Source organism: Shewanella sp. 0m-6, assembly GCF_052977325.1.
In genome coordinates this window covers 228,274-246,196 of record NZ_JBRIMD010000003.1, presented here as the reverse complement: position 1 = coordinate 246,196, position 17,923 = coordinate 228,274, and the positions used below count along the sequence as shown (strand labels likewise).

Here is a 17,923-nt window from a genome sequence, read left to right as displayed (position 1 = left end):
ACATACTGGCGACAGTAAGGAAACAATTTATTTCAACTCGTTTGCAACTCTTTTGTACTAATGCCATTGACCTTTCGGTATAGATAGCACTAATCTAAACACCTGTTTGATTTTGAATAATCACAATATCGAACATCAGAATGAACATCAGAACGGACAACGAATCAGAACGAACTTGATCGAACATAGTGATCAAAATAGTGACCTAAATAGTCATCCAACAAGCTAAAGGGTATTTAAATGGCATACGATTCAGACACCACACTAGACCTATCGCGTTACGCCTCTCTTATCGATCTGATCGAACTTGCCAGTGCCCGCTACGGTGATAAAGTCGCATATTCGTGCCTAGGCAAAGAAACCAGCTTCAACGAAATTAATCGCTATTCACGTCAGTTTGCCGCTTATCTACAGCAAGAAACTAATCTTGTGCAAGGCGATAGAATTGCCATCCAGCTGCCCAATATTACTCAGTTTGTTATTGCAGCTTATGGCGCCATCAAAGCCGGAATGGTGCTGGTCAATACCAACCCTTTGTACACCCAAAGAGAGCTTATTCATCAATTTAATGACTCGGGTGCTAAAGCCTTAGTCGTGCTGTCTGACTTGTTACCTACGCTAACTGAAGTGGTAGAAAACACCGGCATTGAAACCGTTATATCCACCCATGCGATGGACTTAATTGCGCCGCAGCCACAACCTGAAGTACCGTTCGCGACCGTATCTTTTTGTGATGTCTTGGAAAAAGGACAAACACTTACCTATGCCGCAGTGATCAGCGTTTCCGGGCAAATTGCCGCACTGCAATATACCGGTGGCACTACAGGATTGTCGAAAGGTGCCATGCTGACTCATGGTAATTTAATTGCTAATGCGATGCAGATTAAATCGCGCTTAGGTAGCCGTATCGTCGAGGGCGAAGAGATTTTCGTGGCGCCGCTGCCTGTGTACCATATCTACGCTTTTATGGTAAACCTAGTGCTTTATTATGAGCGTGGCGGTTGCTCGGTGCTGATCCCTAATCCACGTGATATTGCAGGGTTAATATCGACCCTATCAAAATATCCGTTCACGGGATTTGCCGGCCTTAATACTTTGTTTGTTGGCCTATGCCATCAGCCGGAATTTAAAGCACTAGATTTTAGCCACCTAAAAGTGACCATTTCAGGCGGCACTGCACTGACCCAAGCTGCGGCAACAATCTGGGAGCAAACCACAGGTTGCACCATCTCTGAAGGTTACGGACTATCGGAAACATCACCCGTTGTATCGCTTAACTCACCAGGACTTGAGCAACTGGGCACCATAGGTAAACCCGTTATTGCGACTCAAGTGAAGATCCTTGATATGGATGACAATGAAGTACCCATTGGTCAAACCGGTGAGCTTGCCGTCTATGGACCTCAGGTCATGCTAGGTTACTGGAACAAACAGAGCGAAACAGACAAAGTGATGACTGCCGATGGCTACTTTAAAACCGGTGATATCGCGATTGCTACTGAAGAGGGTTTCCACAAAATTGTCGACCGTAAGAAAGATATGATTATCGTCTCAGGCTTTAATGTTTACCCAAATGAAGTCGAAGACGTACTATCAAACCACGACAGTATTCTTGAATGTGCGGTTATCGGAATTGAAGATGAGCGAAGTGGCGAAGCAGTCAAAGCGGTTATCGTACTGAGCGAACCTCACAGTGATACACAGCAAGCAAAGTCAATTATCGAAGCCTATTGCCGTGAACAGCTCACCGCTTACAAGGTGCCGAAAATGATAGAATTTGTCGCTGCACTGCCAAAATCCACCGTCGGCAAGATTTTAAGGCGCGAACTACGCAGGTAATGCTGCGGTTATCCCACAGCGGCATATCAAACTACTGACATGGTATGAAATCATAAAAGGAGCCTACGGCTCCTTTTATTACTCTTAACTCTTAAATCACAACCTTAACTTTATCTCTCAACTCTCAACTTTATTTTGCTTCACCCAGATGATCTGCTCTGTGGCAAAGCCCAACTGTTTAGCTTGATCGATAAACTGTTGCTTAAGCGCACCACTCACCACGGGACTGCGCGATAAAAACCATAAGTAATCCCGATTATAGCTAGTGATAAATGCATATTGGTAGTCCTCACTATCGCCACCATTATCTAGCTCATACACCACATAAGCGCCATAAAATGGCCCGAAGAAAGATACCTTGAGATGCCCTACATTCGGACTATCGACAAAGTAAGCCTTTCCTTCAGCCTCATCCCATGTTTGCTCAGCTTGTGAGTAACCACGGTTAATCACTTTGACTCCACCATCATCTTTCATTTCATAGGTGGCGGTAACCTGATTTAAGCCGCGCTCAAAGCTGTGATCAAGCCGTGCAATCTCATACCAAGTGCCCAAATAACGTGGCAACTCAAATTGCTTAACCGGCTCAATGCCACTGGGCAAGCTAGTACAAGCGGATAAAAACAGTATCGATATCAACATTAGCCCTAAGCGCATACCACTCCCCTTAAAAATTTAAATTAACCTTGTAATCCATACGATTAACAACAATATTAAGTTCACTCTTTTCACTACTCTATTTAGCAACTCTATCTAGCCACTCATTTACCAATGTGTTTTTTTGCCCGCTCCATATTGGCAGCCCAGCTTTCTCACCTCGCGATATAGCCTTATGCCGGGCTATCGTCAGTCAGTAGCTGCAGGCTCGCAAACTCACTATAAAGATCACTGCTTTGCATCAACTGTTGATGCGTGCCGCTTGCCACAACAACGCCTTTATCTAACACTAAAATACGATCCGCATTAATTACCGTCGCTAAACGGTGAGCGATGATCAAAGTGGTCTTGCCCACCATCAAGCTATCGAGTGCTAACTTCACCTTTTGCTCGCTGACAGCATCGAGAGCACTGGTGGCTTCGTCCAATAACAGAATAGGTCTGTCGGCAAGTATCGCCCTCGCAATTGCAATGCGTTGCTTTTGTCCGCCCGATAAGCGCAGGCCGCGCTCGCCAAGATAAGTCTGATAACCGTCGCTAAAATCGCTAATAAACTCATCGGCTCTTGCGGCAATACAGGCTTGCCTCACCTCTTCCTCACTCGCCTCCAGTCGGCCATAGCGCACGTTTTCAAGCACACTAGTGGCAAAGATCACCGACTCTTGCGGTACTAAGGCATATTGCTGACGTAATGTTTGTGGTGTGAGCTTGGCGATATCGACACCATCTAATTCGATTGAGCCGCTATTTAACACATAAAAACGCTGCAGCAGTTCGAATAGGGTACTCTTACCTGCACCACTAGCGCCGACTAATGCAACCCGCTCACCAGGCTTGATATGAATATTCAAGCCGCGGATCACCTCGCTTTCAAAGCCCTCTTCATCTAACTCAGTGCTACCCAGTCTCATACTATTGTAGGCAAAACGTACCTGCTTGAGCTCAAGCTCGCCACGAACAGGTGTTGGCAGCTCCAGAGGCTCAGTGATAACCGGAATATCGATTGGGGTTTCAATCAGCTCGATTAAACGCTCGGTGGCCCCTGCAGCACGTTGAATTTCGCCGATGACTTCACTAATGGTTGCGACTGAACCTGCCACCATCACGGCATAAAACATAAAGGCCGATAACTCACCCGCACTAATTGCACCACTCATGACATCGTGGGCACCGACCCAAGTTACCAACGCGATGGCGAGAATACTTAAGAACATCACCAACGAGATAAGTATTGAGCGGTATTTTATTCGCCCTTTTGCTGCATCCATCACCGCTTCTACACGATGAGTAAACAGCGCTCTATCTTGATCTTCATGAGAATATGCCTGCACCGTGTGGATCTCATGCAAAGTTTCATCCACATAGGCGCCTAAATCACCCACTTTGTCTTGGCTTTTACGCGATAAATCACGCACTTTTCGGCCAAAAAAGAAGATAGGCCCTAACACTAAAGGGACAGCCAACAATACCAAACCTGTCATTTTGAAGCTGGTGATTGCCATCATAACGATACCGCCAATCACAGTTACACTAGCTCTTAACGCCATTGATAGGCTTGAACCAACGACGGATTGCAATAGTGTTGAGTCAGCAGTAAATCGCGAGATCACCTCACCGGTTCGGAGTTTGGCGTAAAAACCCGGAGAGAGATTTAATAGATGGTCATATACTTTTAAACGAATGTCGGCGCTAACACGCTCGCCAAGCCAGGTCATTAAATAGAAACGACAAAAAATGGCACTACTACTGAGCGCTGTAATGCCAATGACCAACAAAATGATCTCGTTTAAGCGCGATCCGTTATCTTTTAAAAAGCCTTCATCGACCATAAGGCGCACACCTTGCCCCAGCGATAGCCAAGCGAGCGAGCCGATAAACAAAAAGATAATCGCGGTGATCACTTTAGCGCGATAAGGTTTTAGAAAAGCGCCAATCCAAGGTAATACCGCACGCTGACTAACATGTGGTTTAGCACCATTAGCAGTCGGTGAGTATGGCTTGTCTTTGGCAACAGAAGAAGCGTTTTGATTCAATGCAATATCCCTAACCTATGCAAAGGTTACAATAAAAACAACAGCAGAATAACAAAACCCGCGCAAAGGCGGGCATTGTTATTTGTTTATTTATACTTTTAACATCATAGCTGATTGTGGAGAAGAGGATTAACTGGCTGAATTAACAAGCTCTGGTTGTTGCAGATCCAAATCAACTTTTGGGGTACTATGGTGACCATCACGCTTCCAATCAACTTCTAATAATTCAGCGCCAGAAAGGCTAAATGCTTGGCCAAAACCTTTAACATAAAGGCCATGGTGTGGGTTGAGCTTAAACAGATTAAAGTCACCAAGACTGGCTAGGTTATCTATCATCTCACCAAAGCGCGCTGATAATGCGGCAACGCCTTTAGTAAATACTTCGCTTTCACGATCAACAAGCTCCGCTGTGGCATCAAACGTTAAACGTTTACGTGCAAACACACTTTTAGCTTCAGCTTCATCTTCGAGTAACATAACCGATAAACGATTTACAGCTTTGAGGTTAGTGCCATGACGGGCAAGCTCACTGACTAAAATATAAAAACCGTCATCCGCTAAAGCAAAAGGGGCGTAACTCGCGTTTGGCACACCATTAGCGTCTTGGGTTGCCAGTTGCAATGTTGAACGTTCGGCTTTGAATGCTTCTATTTCTGGTAACAGTTTGTCTCGTAATCGTTGCTCTTTTTCAGTGCTCATTGCTCTAGTCTCTTTTTCTATTATCCGGCAAATTAAAATGGCTGATAGCAGTCACGATATCAGCCATGGATTAACTCAATTGATTAAGCTGTAACAGAGTTAACGCTATGCTTTAGCTCAATAAACCGTGCTACTTGATCTGGCAATAACACTCGTTTTTTATCACGGCCTAAATACACCTTAAACACCACCTCACCTTGTGCACCGAAGAAATTAATCGAATGGCTTTCGGTACCTCTAAATGGCTTACTTATAAGCGCAATCGCACTGATATCATCAAGCTTCAAATGGCCATGTAACCCATCACCTTTAGTGATTAAGTTATAGTAACCATGGGCATATTTTCCCTTAGGAAAACGACCTTTAAACTCAAAAATACTGGCCGACGTCGACACGATTGTGGTCATATTGCCCCATTCTGGAAGCTCAGTTAATAATGCGTCTTTCTGCGCTAACGGCAAGATAGTAAGCTGGTCTTTTGGCAAAGCCGACACAACAGCAAATTCACTGATGTTAAGCTCTACTGCCACCTGACTTGGCATTGCGGCAGGGTTATTGTCTAAATGCTGACGGATTTGCTCAACTGATACTGACATGGAATACCTCCTGTAAAATAAACGGCAAAGAGGTCAACTCAATTTAATGAATCGACCTCGCTCTCAATTAACTTAATTAGAAGCTATAGCGCGCTGACAATTTGAAATTCCTGCCTTGTTCGTACAAAGTTTGCCACGCTTGGCGATATTCCTCATCACCGATATTTTCAACGCTAAAGTCGACTCGTAGACCTTCGAATGTACCCATGGCAGGTTCCCACGCCACATACACATCCCATAGTTTGTAAGAATCGTACTGATTAACGTTGTCTGTTGGTAATTGATCTTGGTCGGCAACATAAGTAAAGCGAGTACCAAACTTCATGTCGCCTTCCATAATGGCTTGCGATAGATCGATACCTAGTTTTTTAGCTGGGATATTAGATAGGTATTCATCGGTAGCCTTATCCTTACCTTCGGTTTGACCGTAGTTTAAACTCACACGAGTTTGGTTATAGCGGTAGCGAGTTGAAAACTCAAAGCCGGTTAGTTTAGCTTCGTCAACATTGCTCCAAGAGGTTGTTTGCTCAAAACCAGGAATTCCCATCAATGGGTTAGAAACTGATTGCTCGATAAAGTCATCTACATCGTTTCTAAATGCGTTTAAAGTAATAGCAAGCTCATCATTGCCAGCAAGATTGGCAAAACGTAGGTCAGCTTTAAACTCTTTGTTTTGTGCTTGCTCAGCTTTCAAATCTGGATTGATTTCAAAGGTATTACATAAGCCATTAGGCAAAAATCCCGGGATTGAAGGAATACAGTAGTGAGTACCCGTTGAGAACATCTCTTCCATGCTTGGCGCACGGAATGCTTGATCGTAACGTGCACTTAAGGTTAGCCAGTCAGTCGTTTTCCAGATGAGACCAACTGAAGGTGAAAACGCATTGTCATCCGATGATATATTTAGGTTGTTGCTGTCGTTTTTAAACGCGTCATAACGCACCGCAGCGTCAACTGACCAACTCTCCGCCAGCTTGATATCTGCTCGCGTATATGCGCCCCAAACTGTAGTTTCACCATCTATGTCATCAGGACGCTGGCCAGCTTGACCGCGATCGTCACGCACTGTTTTGATTGAGTCTTTATAACCATCAACACCATAGGTCAGTACGGTATTACCAAGCGTTGAACTATTATTAAGGCTAAATCCTAAGGTGTCATACTCAGTATTATCGACTTGATTCTTAGTGATGCGATCCTCATGGTAATCGGTACCATTCCAATACACAGTGGCATTGAGATCTAACAGCACATTGTCACTTGGATTAAAGCTGTAATCCAAGGTCACATTTTGGTCTTCTGTTTTACGTTTAACCAAAGGTACTGAACTACCAACATTCGTTGCAGGATTACTTGGGACTAATTCATCAATATTTGAAAAGCGCGCAGATAATTGCAAACGCTGAGCTTCCGTCGGATCCCAGCCAAACTTAGCTAAGCCACTAGTCCCTTCCGATGCGCTGTTTTCAAGGGTTTTATCATTGCCAATTTTAATGTTGTTACTGTCGTAATAACTACCATTTAGCAACCAATCGACATTACCTGCACTCGTGTCTGACAAACCATATATTGCACCACTTGTTTTAACGCGGTCGCCATTGGAGTCGTAACTTTGCTTTAAGTAGCCACCAAAAGTGTCTTCCTCTTCTAAAAAGTCAGACGCTGACTTGGTATTTTGAGCCACTACACCACCAATTGCGCCACTGCCCCATAAACTACTGGCAGGACCACGAACGACCTCTATCGAGCTTAGTAGCTCGGGATCCATAAAGTAGGTACCTCGATGACCAGAGTTAGCATTTTGACGAGCACCATCGATAGTTTGCAATACGCGCTGACCACCTAGACCACGAATTTCAACCCCTTGAGATGACGAGCGAGGCCCATTGGTCACGTTAACATTTGCTTCGTTTTGCAATGCTTGAGCAACTGATGCTGGTTGCGACTCTTGCAATTGTTCTTCAGTTACGACTGCCACACTGCGGCTCGATTCTGATGCTTTTTCACTAACGCGGGTTGCGGTAACAAGCACTTCATCAAATTCAGTAACTTGTTGCTCATTAGTTTGCTGAGTTGGTGCAGCATAAGCGCTAGAGCTAAGAGCCATCGCAATTGCGATTACAACAGGCTTCTTGATCATTGGTTCAATCCTCAAGGTCAGTATCAATAGCGTCTCGATTGGGATGCTGCTGATTGCAAATACCCAAAAAACAGATCGCTGTTTTGTTATTTTTCGGCACTTTACCTGAGATAAAAATTAAGATCAAATGAAAATCATTATCATTTGCGATCTCGTTAGGATTGATATATCTTATGCCTCTAGGAACAGCAGGCCAACCCTAACTATTTGTAAACAATGTAAATAATCAATTCTTCTGTCAAGATTGTAAAGGAGATGATGACATTGGAGTTAAGTTAGAAAATGCTGATATTGATTCATTTTTGGTTTTATTTGCTAGGTAAGAGGTTTCAGCATGACACCTAAACGTTATTTTGCTTTTGGTTGCTTAACTGTATTAATCCAAGGTGGCGTACTTGCATCGCAAAATACTGCGCCCCAATTGCAACTCAGTACAGGTTCAGCGATGGGGTCAAGCCAAGCAGTAAGTTTGTCTATTGCTATGCTAGCCAGCCAAGCGGCAGCAGAAACACCTGCAGCGCCTAAGCTGATAAACCCTCAACAAAAAATACCTGAAAAGCAGCCGACTAAACCTATTGCTAAAGCTGAACCACAAAAGGTTAAGCCTACTTCCGTAAAAGCAAGCTCTACAGCAACTCAGCTTGCCCAGCAAAAAACGCAATCCGTCACTAAGCCAGCGAGCAATCCAGTCGTAAAAGACGTTAATCAAAAAGTCACTGACGAGCCAACAACAGACGTTGAGCAAACTCAATCGCACAACCAAGCTAAAGTTGAAGCCAAGCAAGGTGTGAGTAAGCAAACTGTCGCCTTAAGTCAGCCCACATTTGCCGCACCACCAAGCCAACCGCATTACCCAAAAAAAGCCCGTAAACGCGGCTTTCAGGGTACAGCCACTATTGAAGTGATGTTCAACCAGATCGGTGAACAATTGTCGTTAACTCTCGTGGATAGCTCGGGTTATCGCTTACTCGATAAAGCCGCATTAAGCGCTGTTGAAAAGTGGCGATTTACCGCACCAAAACCACAAACAGCTTTTTCCTATACGGTGAGAGTACCGGTGAAGTTTGCGCTCAATTAACCCGTATTAGTCAGTCTTGCTTGGATAGCCAGACATTAAGGGTGTAACGCTCTAAAAATGTAGTGTTTAAGGGATAATGCAACATTATTTGTATTGATTTTTACCGTAAATGCGATGCTTAGGTCTCGCCAAGGAAAGTGAATGTCTCAACTATTATATCTACAACTATCAGAGCAACTGGGTGATCTAACCTGGCCATTGATTATCTGTGCATTTGTAAGCTTAATGATCATCTTAGAGCGCCTAGCGCTAATGCTTTATGAGCTACCTAAACGTGATACTTGGTTAACAGAACTGCGTCAGCAAGCACGCAGTGCCACGCCAGAGCAAAGACAACAACTGATGGAGCAAATAAGCCAAGGCCGCAGTATGTTAGCCAAGGGCACAGCGCTACTGTTGAGTCATGGTGATCAATCAAGAGCTATGCGCGAAGAGATAGTATCGCTTTGGTTAGTAAAGCAAAAATCAAATCTTTTATCAGGCTTGAAGATCCTGCAAATCATCGGCGTGATTAGTCCTATGCTGGGGTTGCTTGGTACCGTTTTAGGTTTAATCGAAATGTTTAACCAGCTAGGCCTATCCGATGGCCCTGTTACTCCATCGCAGTTAGCCTCCGGTTTAGGCCTAGCAATGAACACCACTGCTGCAGGGTTAATTATTGCACTGCCAGCAATCACCATGGCACACCTATTTACTATCTGGGCTGATCGTCGTTGCAATAAAATCGCCCATGCGCTCAACCTGCTCAACTTATGGCTAGAAGGCTTTGATCAAGCACTGAGCATCGGCAGTGACAGCGCGGCGCAGTTATGCTCAAAAGCAACGACCTGTAAAGAGGCTCACTGTAATAATCGTGTTTCAGCGGCTTCTACTGTTCAAGCCAATACCACAAGCGCTCAAACTGTAGGACAGCACTCATGATTTGTGCAGGTATAGAAGAAAGCACTGGCAGTATTGGCCTAGACCTGACCCCGCTTATCGACATTATTTTTATCGTATTGGTGTTTTTGCTGCTTACAGCTAATAGCCAGTTATTAAGCTTACCTGTGGATGTACCGACCGAAACAGACTCAAAGCTGACAGCAATATCTCAAGAGAAACATATTGCGATTAATGTGCTAGCAAGTGAGCCGCACTGGGCACTTGATGGCGAAAGCTACGCAGATTTTAGCGCCTTTGAAGCCGCATTAACAAAAGCCTTTAAAGTCTCACCGAAAGCCAAAGTGATTATTGCTGCCGATAAAACCGCACCAATACAACCTTTAATGACGCTACTGGCTGCTATGCAGCGACAAAACATCAGTAACACCCAAATTTTGATGGAGCCTTAATCGACACGAAATAGTCTGTTGTCAATTATTTTTATTCACCCTTTTTTGATTAGCTAACGAGCTAATCCAACTGTATTAATTTATTTGGAGTTACCCATGTTACATATAAAACTGTTACAGCCACTGTTAAAAAATAGGCCCAAGCAATGCGTGCTCGCAGGCGCCTTGTTGTCGCTATTGGTATTTAATCAAACCGCTTTTGCCCATGAAGGCCACGATCATTCAGGGCTGCAAGCTCGGGTAGTTAGCGCTGGCGCTGGAGTTACCGAATTGCTCCTGGCTTTAGATGCTGGCGATGAATTAGTCGCAGTAGACTCCACCAGCCAACTACCACAGGGCTATGATGAAGTAAAAAAGCTGGGCTATCACCGTATGTTAAGCGCCGAAGGTATTCTAGCGCTGTCGCCAAGTTTGTTATTGGGCACCGACGCTATGGGCCCTAAAGCTACACTTGATGTGCTGAGCGGTGCCAAAGTTAACGTGATCCAACTGCAAGATGCCTATACTCAGTCTCAATTATTAAGCAATATTGATGAAATGGGTGAGCTGCTTAATCGCCAAGAACAAGCTAAAACACTGCAAAATCAAGTACAGCAATCTTTTGTGCAAATAGAGCAAAAGCAGCAACAGATAGCAAAGCAAGGCGATGCACCTAAAGTCTTATTTTTACTGATGCAACCTGATAGGCCTGCACGAGTGGGCGGCGATGATACCGCTGCAGATATCATTATCAAGTTAGCTGGCGGTACCAATATTGCAGGATTTAGTGGCTATAAATCTGTGTCGCAAGAGGGGATTTTGTCACTGCAACCCGATGTCATTTTGATCTCTAATCGCTCAGATAAAGAGATTCAAAATCCAGTCGCCAAACTGCTAAAACAGATGCCACTACTTGAACATACTCCAGCAGGTAAGAATCAACATATTCAATCACTCAAGCCACAAGCACTGCTTGGTGGTTTAGGGTTAAGTGCCATTGAAGCCGCCGACAAATTGGCCAGCGACTTTATAAGTGTTAATCGGTATTAGTTGTCATAGCCCTATCGCTTCTAGAGATAAAGAGCAGGAAATATAATGGATAATCGTCGTTGGCTTTGGCCCAGTTTACTCGCCACTTTGGTGATAACGAGCCTAATGTCTGTCAGCATTGGTCCACTGCAAATTAGCCCCACTGTAAGTTTTCATGCCGTCATGAATTGGGCTACACCATTAGAGCTAGGTAGCGTTGCTCCCCATGAACAGCTAGTGATCAATAATGTACGCTTACCGCGTACTCTATTGGCGCTAACTGTCGGTGCAATTTTGGCTCAGTGCGGCGCAGTGATGCAGGGACTATTTAGAAACCCGCTTGCGGATCCTGGCATTATTGGTGTGTCTTCGGGCGCTGCATTAGGCGCGGCAATCTGTATTGTGCTTATTCCACAAGGCGGCGAATACATGGTCGCGCTCAGTGCATTTATTGCAGGCCTGCTCACCACTTTGATTGTGTATCGCCTTGCCAGCAGCCCGAGTGGCACTTCGGTGGTGTTATTACTGCTATCTGGTGTCGCAGTCGCCGCTTTAACTGGCGCAGGTATTGGCCTACTCACCTATATGGCTGATGACATGGCACTTCGCGATCTGACCTTATGGCAGATGGGTTCTATTGCTGGAGCGCAGTGGCATTACGTGATGTTAAGTTTAGTCGCATTGGCATTGATAAGCTGGCAGTTTAACCGCAGCGCTAAAGCTCTTAATGCGTTACTGCTGGGTGAAGCTGAGGCGCGCCATTTGGGCTTAAATGTCGACAAACTCAAACTAAAGTTGATTGTACTATGCGCCATTGGCGTTGGTATCTCTGTTGCTGCTACCGGAATTATCGGCTTTATTGGTTTAGTGGTGCCACATCTTGTGCGAATGATGGTGGGGCCTGATCATAAACAGCTTTTACCCCTTAGCGCTATGTTAGGGGCAGCAATCTTAGCCTTAGCTGATATCGGTGCGCGTTCACTAGTGCCGCCGTCTGAACTCCCCGTTGGTTTAGTTACCGCATTATTGGGCGCACCATTCTTTATTGTGTTGCTACTTAAGCAACGTCATCGCTTAGTTTAAGGTCAATCATTATGCAGACTTACAACCCAAACTCGGCGCCAAATGTGCTTGAAGTAAACCAATTATCGGTGCGCATTGGTCACAAACCGGTACTTACTGATATTAACCTGCAAATTAAAGCCGGCGAGGTGACCGCGCTGCTAGGCCCCAATGGTGCAGGCAAGTCCACCCTACTCAAAAGCCTTTGCCAAGACGTTGAAGTAGAGGCGGGCAACATTAAAATTCATGGTAAATCGCTTAGTTCATGGGACAGACAACAGCTAGCCAAGTCTATGGCAGTGTTGCCGCAACATGCCTCACTCACCTTTCCATTTAAGGTACGCGAGGTAGTGGAGATGGGCTTGTATCCACTATCTCTTAACCAACAACAAGGCAAAAGGCTTGTTGCTGAGCAGCTTGAACAAGTAGCGCTTTCGCACTTAAAAGAGCGCAGCTATCCGACCCTCTCTGGAGGAGAAAAACAGCGAGTACAATTGGCGCGCGTGCTAACTCAGCTTGCACAGTCTGAGCAATCGCCGATCTTATTGCTCGATGAACCGACTTCAGCACTCGATTTAGCCCAGCAACATCGTGTATTAGGCTTGGCACGTAGCCTTGCCCATGAACAAAATCATGCGGTAATAGTGGTGCTACACGACCTTAACCAAGCCTCACGCTATGCTGACCGATTAGTGGTGTTAGAAAATGGTTGTATCGTCAGCGATGGCATTCCTAGTGAAACCTTAACGCCAGAAACAGTAAGGCAGGTGTGGCATTACGATCCCGTGGTGGTCATGGAACCCGGTAAGCAAACGCCTTTACTGTTCTAGAAAAACCGACTTCGATTAGCATTCTCAACCTAAAAGACGAGTCATAGTTGCCCTACTGGAGACTCGCTTTTTGCATCACTTAAAGTACACTGTTTTTCTAAATAAATTCAGAGCTTACTATGTCAAATATCGTATATATCGCCACCAGCCTTGACGGTTTTATTGCTGACAAAAACAACCAGGTTTATTGGTTGCATGATGTGCCTAACTCTGATGGTTAAGACCTTGGTTTTTGTGACTTTATGGCGCGTATTGATGCACTGATAATGGGGCGTAACACTTTAGAAATTGTGCTCAGCTTTGGGGTTGATTGGCCTTACACTAAACCGGTATTTGTGCTGAGCAACACGCTAACTCAAGTGCCTGATGGGCTTGAGGGAAAAGTGTTTTTGGTTAATGGTCATTGCCAGAACTTATCCAGCAGCTCAATGCTAAAGGATATAATGAGTTCTATATTGATGGCGGTAAAACTATTCAAGGCTTCTTACAACAAGACTTAATTGATGAGCTGATTATAACTACGATTCCGGTATTGCTTGGTGGTGGGATATCCCTATTTGGCGAGCTTGCTACGCAGCTTAAATTTAAGCATGTTCAAGCCGAGCGCTTACTTGACTGCCTAGTGCAAAATAGCTTTATCAGACAACGATAATGACTCTCAAAAACGGCAAAAAACCAACTGCTATAGTTATTTACAGCATGAAGCAAGTAATTATTGTTTTAAGCTCCCACAATGCCGATTCAGGTAATCTGTTGGCCATCGCGTTTGCTCGCTGTCAAACGGCTTTTAGATAATACTAGCTATCGCCTAATAGTATGCTGTTACTCACTGGGGGCTTTGATGCGCACTTTAACCAAACTGACACCCCACATGCTATTTATTGCCAGCGTTATTTAACCTAGTTAGGCGTAGATAACAGCGCCTTTACCGATATTACTCTCAGCCGCTTTACCTTTGAAGATGCCACGCTGGCTAAATCTATCGTTGAGCAACATAGATTTAATGAAATGACCTTAGTCACTTCAGCATTTCATATGCCGCGGGCTATTGCAGATATCAAGCTAAACTACTGCACGGCTCGATCAACGCTGTCCACTGAAAAGTTACAACAGCTTGAAACCCATGAAATGTCGGTTATGAATAGGGAGCGAAGAAATCTGGCTAACTATTTTGAATGAGGCGTTTAGATAACATGTTGAGGTAGGCTAACTTCCTGCGAATTTACGCCTACTCGTTAGCTTTGATAGTAGATCAAATTACCGCTAGATTAAGGATTATCATAGCTAAAGAAATAGGCCTTTAAACTTTCAATTACACTTTCTAGCACCGGTCCAGAGCCATGACTTCTCGATATCAAGCAGCCAACCGTGGTTAACCAACCGTGATATTCATGAGCTACAGGCAAAGCTACAAGTTCGCCACGTTCAATTCTCTGTTTCACTAACCATTCAGGCACAACCGCCCAGCCCACTCCTTTGCCAACTAAGCTAACTAAGTTTTGATGAGTATTGGCGTACCATGCCATTGTGCTTATCACGTAGCTAAACCACAATTCCTTTTGCTCTGAACTGCGGTGCACACATTGACGATAGCTTTTTAGATCCGAGTCCTGCACCAAGGTCAGTTTGGCCAAATCATGTTCAGCTGCTGCAATAGTCAGAAAACGCGCCTGCCCTAATACAAAGAAGTCCATATCCACTTTAAGCTCACCATCGGCATAAATGATCCCCACCTGCGCTTTACCTTGGCGAATCAGCTCTTCAACATCAAAGGTCGATGCGGCAATAATCTCAAACTGAGTAATTGGGAACTTATCAGCTAACGGTGCAATAATGGCCACTAGCTCATCGTTTACTAGGCTTTCGTCCACAGCAATAATCAATTCATGCTCAGTAACTTTAGATAACGACTCAACTTTTTGATCGAAGTATTGCTGTTGATGCAAGATTGAGTACGCAATTGGCAATAACGCTTTAGCGTTTTCAGTTAATACTGGGGTATTTTTATCGCGATTAAACAGCTCTTGATTAATGGCGATCTCTAAATTTGAAATTGCCTGGCTAACCCCTGATTGCGCCCGCTTTAACTTACGTGCCGCAGCAGAAAACGAGCCAGTTTCGCACACGGCAACAAAGATTTTTAACTGCTCAAAACTATACATGCCACTTTTCCTTTCACAGCCTTTCTACCGAGCAGTGCTAACTTATAGTCTGCCTAAACCGCAATACAAATACTGATCTTAAATCTGCAGCCAAATATATCACCTCCCACAAGCTATCACCAGTTGTGATAGCTACTAACTTTCTCTATTAGCATTTCTTGTAATAATCAGTGTCACTTTTCAGCGTTAATATTTTTATTGGAGTACACCATGGGGATTTTAGAGCGAGTATTTCACTCTGTGTTGTTTGAAGTGCTAGCAGTGACATTATCTGTTATCGGCTTAACCATTTTTACCGATTTCGACATCAAGTCACTATCAGGAATGATGATAGCTGTAGCCACTATTGCGATGATTTGGAATTTCATCTTCAACTGGGGTTTCGACCGAATTATGACTGGTGATAAAGAAAAGCGCCCGTTAAAAATGCGCATCATTCATGTCACTTTGTTTGAGGTCGGTTTGCTGTTTTTTTCCATACCGGTAATGGCTTACATTCTCAATATCGGCATCGTAGAAGCATTGATTATGGACTTAGGTGTAACGGTATTTATTACCATTTATGCTTTTACCTATAACCTAATCTACGATCACACCCGCGCCTTTATTATGCGCAACCGCACCATTGCTTGCTCATAACTACAAGCCGTTAACTGCTGACTGACGGCTTAGTTTATCGTTAGCAGTTAACTTTACACCCGCCTCAGCTATTAACTATTCCGGTAGCGAACCACTCATACCCCTCACAATATTTAGACCGCCTATTAGCAATATACAGATACGCATCATATCCATACTCATCACACGGTTATCTTTATGCTCCACTCACACTAAATAAGGCCGTTAGCCGACGGTGCTCTTAGCAGAGACCTTTACATTGCAAAGCCCAATAACTTGATCAATCGCAACAAAACACCAAATAGTAATAATTATCATTATCAAAACAACTTTATTGATTGAGAACTGCGATGATTTTAACACCAACCATGACAGGTATTGCCAGCCCAGACCCACTGCAACATGCTTTTAAAGTAAAAAGTGCACCTCATGCCGGTCGCAGTGGCAGCCGTCCGGTGTTTCTTGAGCCTGCTCAATGGCAACAATGGTGGCAAGAACCCAGCCAAGCATCTGAACGCGCGCTTTATATACATATTCCATTTTGTCGCAAGCGCTGCACCTTTTGTAATTTCTTCGAAAATGGCACGAATCCAGAGCGGATAAGCCGTTACATTGAGCACTTAACGGAGCAACTGAAAATCGCTGCTGATACTCCTTTAGTGCAGAGCCAAGCTTTTAATACGGTTTATGTTGGCGGCGGAACACCAACTGATATCAGTAGCAACGAAGTCAAACAACTTGGCGAAGCCATTGGACGATTTCCGCTAATTGAAAAGGCAGAAGTCACTCTAGAAGGTAGGCTTAATGGTTTTGATGATGATAAATGGCATAACGCTATAGCACACGGTTTCAACCGGTTCTCGTTTGGGGTGCAAAGCTTCGATACCCAAGTACGCCAAGCTGCTGGTCGTTTTGATGATAGAGATTATTTAATTAACCGCCTACAGCAATTGAGGCAACACCCTAGCGCCAGTATTGTGATTGATTTGATTTTTGGCTTACCAGGGCAAACCTTAGATATTTGGCAGCAAGATCTACAAGCTGTAATTGATAGTGGCGTGCATGGCGTTGATCTGTATCAACTGATTGGTCTATGTGGCACTCGTATTGAGCACGCCCGTGAAAAAGGCAAAATTCTGGGTACAGCCCTCAGCGAGTTTCAAGCAGACAGTCAAACTCGTGCCAATATGTATGCCAGTGGTGCCGCGCACTTTGAATCACTAAATTGGCAACGATTATCTAGTTGCCACTGGCGCCGAGATAGCCGTGAGCGCAGCGTTTATAATAGCTTGGCAAAAAGTGGCATAGAGATCTTACCTTTTGGCGCAGGTGCAGGCGGCAGTATTCACGGCCACGGTTGTATGAACGGCAGAGATCTTAAACAGTGGCATCTAGCTCATGATGTAGTGATGACTCCAGCAATATCAAGCGATACCTCCTCTGTACAAAATAACCCAGTGCAGGTGCCGGGTATGTTGATGAGCCCTAACCCATCAGCCAAGTTAGATGCCATATTTAAGCGTGGCTTAGATAGCGGTAAACTAACACTTAATTTGTTGTCTGTTGAAATGGTCACTCACCTACAGCCACTGTTTAGCGAGTGGCAAAAAAATGGGTTAGCGACGCTCACTTCAAGTGAGTTAAGACTTACATTAGCCGGACGTTTTTGGAATGTTAATATGCAAACGGGTTTGTTTGAGTATCTTGCAGAAAATCCTCTTGAACCAGCAGGGCATTCGATTAATAGTACCGTTCCAAAACCCAAACATGTTGCAATGCCTAATCATGCAACTGCCAGCTAGGCTACATTTTCCCCAAACCTAAACCAAGGCTTATGTCACCATTACGCGCACTGCAATCTGTTTAAAGA

General features: G+C 44.4%; 15 protein-coding genes and 2 pseudogenes. 11 read left to right on the top strand and 6 right to left on the bottom strand.

Annotated features, from left to right (window positions below):
• Nucleotides 1–240 precede the first annotated feature (240 nt).
• On the top strand, nt 241–1,839 hold the full coding sequence (locus tag ACVBJC_RS03825) for an AMP-binding protein (protein WP_447159554.1): 1,599 nt from the start codon (nt 241–243) through the stop codon (nt 1,837–1,839).
• Nucleotides 1,840–1,956: 117 nt separating this feature from the next.
• On the opposite strand, the gene ACVBJC_RS03820 is transcribed toward ACVBJC_RS03825, so the two are convergent.
• The 5 genes from ACVBJC_RS03820 to ACVBJC_RS03800 all read right to left on the bottom strand — a co-directional run bounded on the left by ACVBJC_RS03820 (nt 1,957) and on the right by ACVBJC_RS03800 (nt 7,964).
• Nucleotides 1,957–2,496: a lipocalin family protein gene (locus ACVBJC_RS03820; protein WP_447159553.1), complete on the bottom strand. Its 540-nt coding sequence runs from the start codon at nt 2,494–2,496 to the stop codon at nt 1,957–1,959.
• Between the two features lie 173 nt (nt 2,497–2,669).
• Complete coding sequence (locus tag ACVBJC_RS03815) at nt 2,670–4,529, bottom strand: ABC transporter transmembrane domain-containing protein (protein ID WP_447159552.1); 1,860 nt, start codon at nt 4,527–4,529, stop codon at nt 2,670–2,672.
• Between the two features lie 129 nt (nt 4,530–4,658).
• Nucleotides 4,659–5,228, bottom strand: coding sequence for a heme utilization protein HutZ (gene hutZ / locus ACVBJC_RS03810; protein ID WP_447159551.1), 570 nt, complete (start codon nt 5,226–5,228; stop codon nt 4,659–4,661).
• Nucleotides 5,229–5,311: 83 nt separating this feature from the next.
• On the bottom strand, nt 5,312–5,824 hold the full coding sequence (hutX, locus tag ACVBJC_RS03805) for a heme utilization cystosolic carrier protein HutX (RefSeq protein ID WP_447159550.1): 513 nt from the start codon (nt 5,822–5,824) through the stop codon (nt 5,312–5,314).
• Nucleotides 5,825–5,900: 76 nt separating this feature from the next.
• Nucleotides 5,901–7,964, bottom strand: coding sequence for a TonB-dependent hemoglobin/transferrin/lactoferrin family receptor (locus tag ACVBJC_RS03800; RefSeq protein WP_447159549.1), 2,064 nt, complete (start codon nt 7,962–7,964; stop codon nt 5,901–5,903).
• Between the two features lie 334 nt (nt 7,965–8,298).
• Between ACVBJC_RS03800 and ACVBJC_RS03795 the strand changes: the two genes are divergently transcribed.
• From ACVBJC_RS03795 to ACVBJC_RS03760, 8 genes and pseudogenes are all read left to right on the top strand, one after another.
• The gene (locus tag ACVBJC_RS03795) at nt 8,299–9,042 is read left to right on the top strand and encodes a TonB family protein (protein ID WP_447159548.1); all 744 of its coding nucleotides are present in this window, start codon (nt 8,299–8,301) and stop codon (nt 9,040–9,042) included.
• Between the two features lie 141 nt (nt 9,043–9,183).
• A complete protein-coding gene (locus ACVBJC_RS03790) occupies nt 9,184–9,963 on the top strand; it encodes a MotA/TolQ/ExbB proton channel family protein (protein ID WP_447159547.1) in 780 nt (259 codons plus the stop codon).
• A complete protein-coding gene (locus tag ACVBJC_RS03785; RefSeq protein WP_447159546.1) occupies nt 9,960–10,373 on the top strand; it encodes an ExbD/TolR family protein in 414 nt (137 codons plus the stop codon). Before ACVBJC_RS03790 ends, ACVBJC_RS03785 begins: the two co-directional genes overlap by 4 nt.
• Before the next feature lie 96 nt (nt 10,374–10,469).
• Nucleotides 10,470–11,402 carry a heme/hemin ABC transporter substrate-binding protein gene (locus ACVBJC_RS03780; RefSeq protein ID WP_447159545.1) on the top strand — a complete coding sequence of 311 codons (933 nt, stop codon included), beginning with the start codon at nt 10,470–10,472 and terminating at the stop codon, nt 11,400–11,402.
• 45 nt (nt 11,403–11,447) lie between these two features.
• The gene (locus tag ACVBJC_RS03775) at nt 11,448–12,464 is read left to right on the top strand and encodes a FecCD family ABC transporter permease (RefSeq protein WP_447159544.1); all 1,017 of its coding nucleotides are present in this window, start codon (nt 11,448–11,450) and stop codon (nt 12,462–12,464) included.
• A gap of 11 nt (nt 12,465–12,475) precedes the next feature.
• A complete protein-coding gene (locus ACVBJC_RS03770) occupies nt 12,476–13,273 on the top strand; it encodes a heme ABC transporter ATP-binding protein (RefSeq protein ID WP_447159543.1) in 798 nt (265 codons plus the stop codon).
• 119 nt (nt 13,274–13,392) lie between these two features.
• A pseudogene (locus ACVBJC_RS03765) lies at nt 13,393–13,925 on the top strand (dihydrofolate reductase family protein).
• Between the two features lie 266 nt (nt 13,926–14,191).
• Nucleotides 14,192–14,452: pseudogene (locus ACVBJC_RS03760) on the top strand (ElyC/SanA/YdcF family protein); the annotation flags it as partial.
• 89 nt (nt 14,453–14,541) lie between these two features.
• Here the strand turns inward: ACVBJC_RS03760 and ACVBJC_RS03755 are convergent.
• The gene (locus ACVBJC_RS03755; protein ID WP_447159542.1) at nt 14,542–15,435 is read right to left on the bottom strand and encodes a LysR family transcriptional regulator; all 894 of its coding nucleotides are present in this window, start codon (nt 15,433–15,435) and stop codon (nt 14,542–14,544) included.
• 210 nt (nt 15,436–15,645) lie between these two features.
• Between ACVBJC_RS03755 and ACVBJC_RS03750 the strand changes: the two genes are divergently transcribed.
• Together ACVBJC_RS03750 and hutW are read left to right on the top strand one after the other, a co-directional pair.
• On the top strand, nt 15,646–16,074 hold the full coding sequence (locus tag ACVBJC_RS03750; protein WP_447159541.1) for a PACE efflux transporter: 429 nt from the start codon (nt 15,646–15,648) through the stop codon (nt 16,072–16,074).
• A gap of 329 nt (nt 16,075–16,403) precedes the next feature.
• Complete coding sequence (hutW, locus tag ACVBJC_RS03745) at nt 16,404–17,855, top strand: heme anaerobic degradation radical SAM methyltransferase ChuW/HutW (RefSeq protein WP_447159540.1); 1,452 nt, start codon at nt 16,404–16,406, stop codon at nt 17,853–17,855.
• The last annotated feature ends 68 nt before the right edge of the window (nt 17,856–17,923 follow it).

Excerpts from the sequence above, each read along its gene's own strand:
- ACVBJC_RS03825 (WP_447159554.1), top strand. The coding sequence starts at position 241 with ATGGCATACGATTCAGACACCACACTAGACCTATCGCGTTACGCCTCT.
- ACVBJC_RS03820 (WP_447159553.1), bottom strand. The coding sequence starts at position 2,496 with ATGCGCTTAGGGCTAATGTTGATATCGATACTGTTTTTATCCGCTTGT.
- hutZ (WP_447159551.1), bottom strand. The coding sequence starts at position 5,228 with ATGAGCACTGAAAAAGAGCAACGATTACGAGACAAACTGTTACCAGAA.
- hutX (WP_447159550.1), bottom strand. The coding sequence starts at position 5,824 with ATGTCAGTATCAGTTGAGCAAATCCGTCAGCATTTAGACAATAACCCT.
- ACVBJC_RS03800 (WP_447159549.1), bottom strand. The coding sequence starts at position 7,964 with ATGATCAAGAAGCCTGTTGTAATCGCAATTGCGATGGCTCTTAGCTCT.
- ACVBJC_RS03795 (WP_447159548.1), top strand. The coding sequence starts at position 8,299 with ATGACACCTAAACGTTATTTTGCTTTTGGTTGCTTAACTGTATTAATC.
- ACVBJC_RS03790 (WP_447159547.1), top strand. The coding sequence starts at position 9,184 with ATGTCTCAACTATTATATCTACAACTATCAGAGCAACTGGGTGATCTA.
- ACVBJC_RS03785 (WP_447159546.1), top strand. The coding sequence starts at position 9,960 with ATGATTTGTGCAGGTATAGAAGAAAGCACTGGCAGTATTGGCCTAGAC.
- ACVBJC_RS03780 (WP_447159545.1), top strand. The coding sequence starts at position 10,470 with ATGTTACATATAAAACTGTTACAGCCACTGTTAAAAAATAGGCCCAAG.
- ACVBJC_RS03775 (WP_447159544.1), top strand. The coding sequence starts at position 11,448 with ATGGATAATCGTCGTTGGCTTTGGCCCAGTTTACTCGCCACTTTGGTG.
- ACVBJC_RS03770 (WP_447159543.1), top strand. The coding sequence starts at position 12,476 with ATGCAGACTTACAACCCAAACTCGGCGCCAAATGTGCTTGAAGTAAAC.
- ACVBJC_RS03755 (WP_447159542.1), bottom strand. The coding sequence starts at position 15,435 with ATGTATAGTTTTGAGCAGTTAAAAATCTTTGTTGCCGTGTGCGAAACT.
- ACVBJC_RS03750 (WP_447159541.1), top strand. The coding sequence starts at position 15,646 with ATGGGGATTTTAGAGCGAGTATTTCACTCTGTGTTGTTTGAAGTGCTA.
- hutW (WP_447159540.1), top strand. The coding sequence starts at position 16,404 with ATGATTTTAACACCAACCATGACAGGTATTGCCAGCCCAGACCCACTG.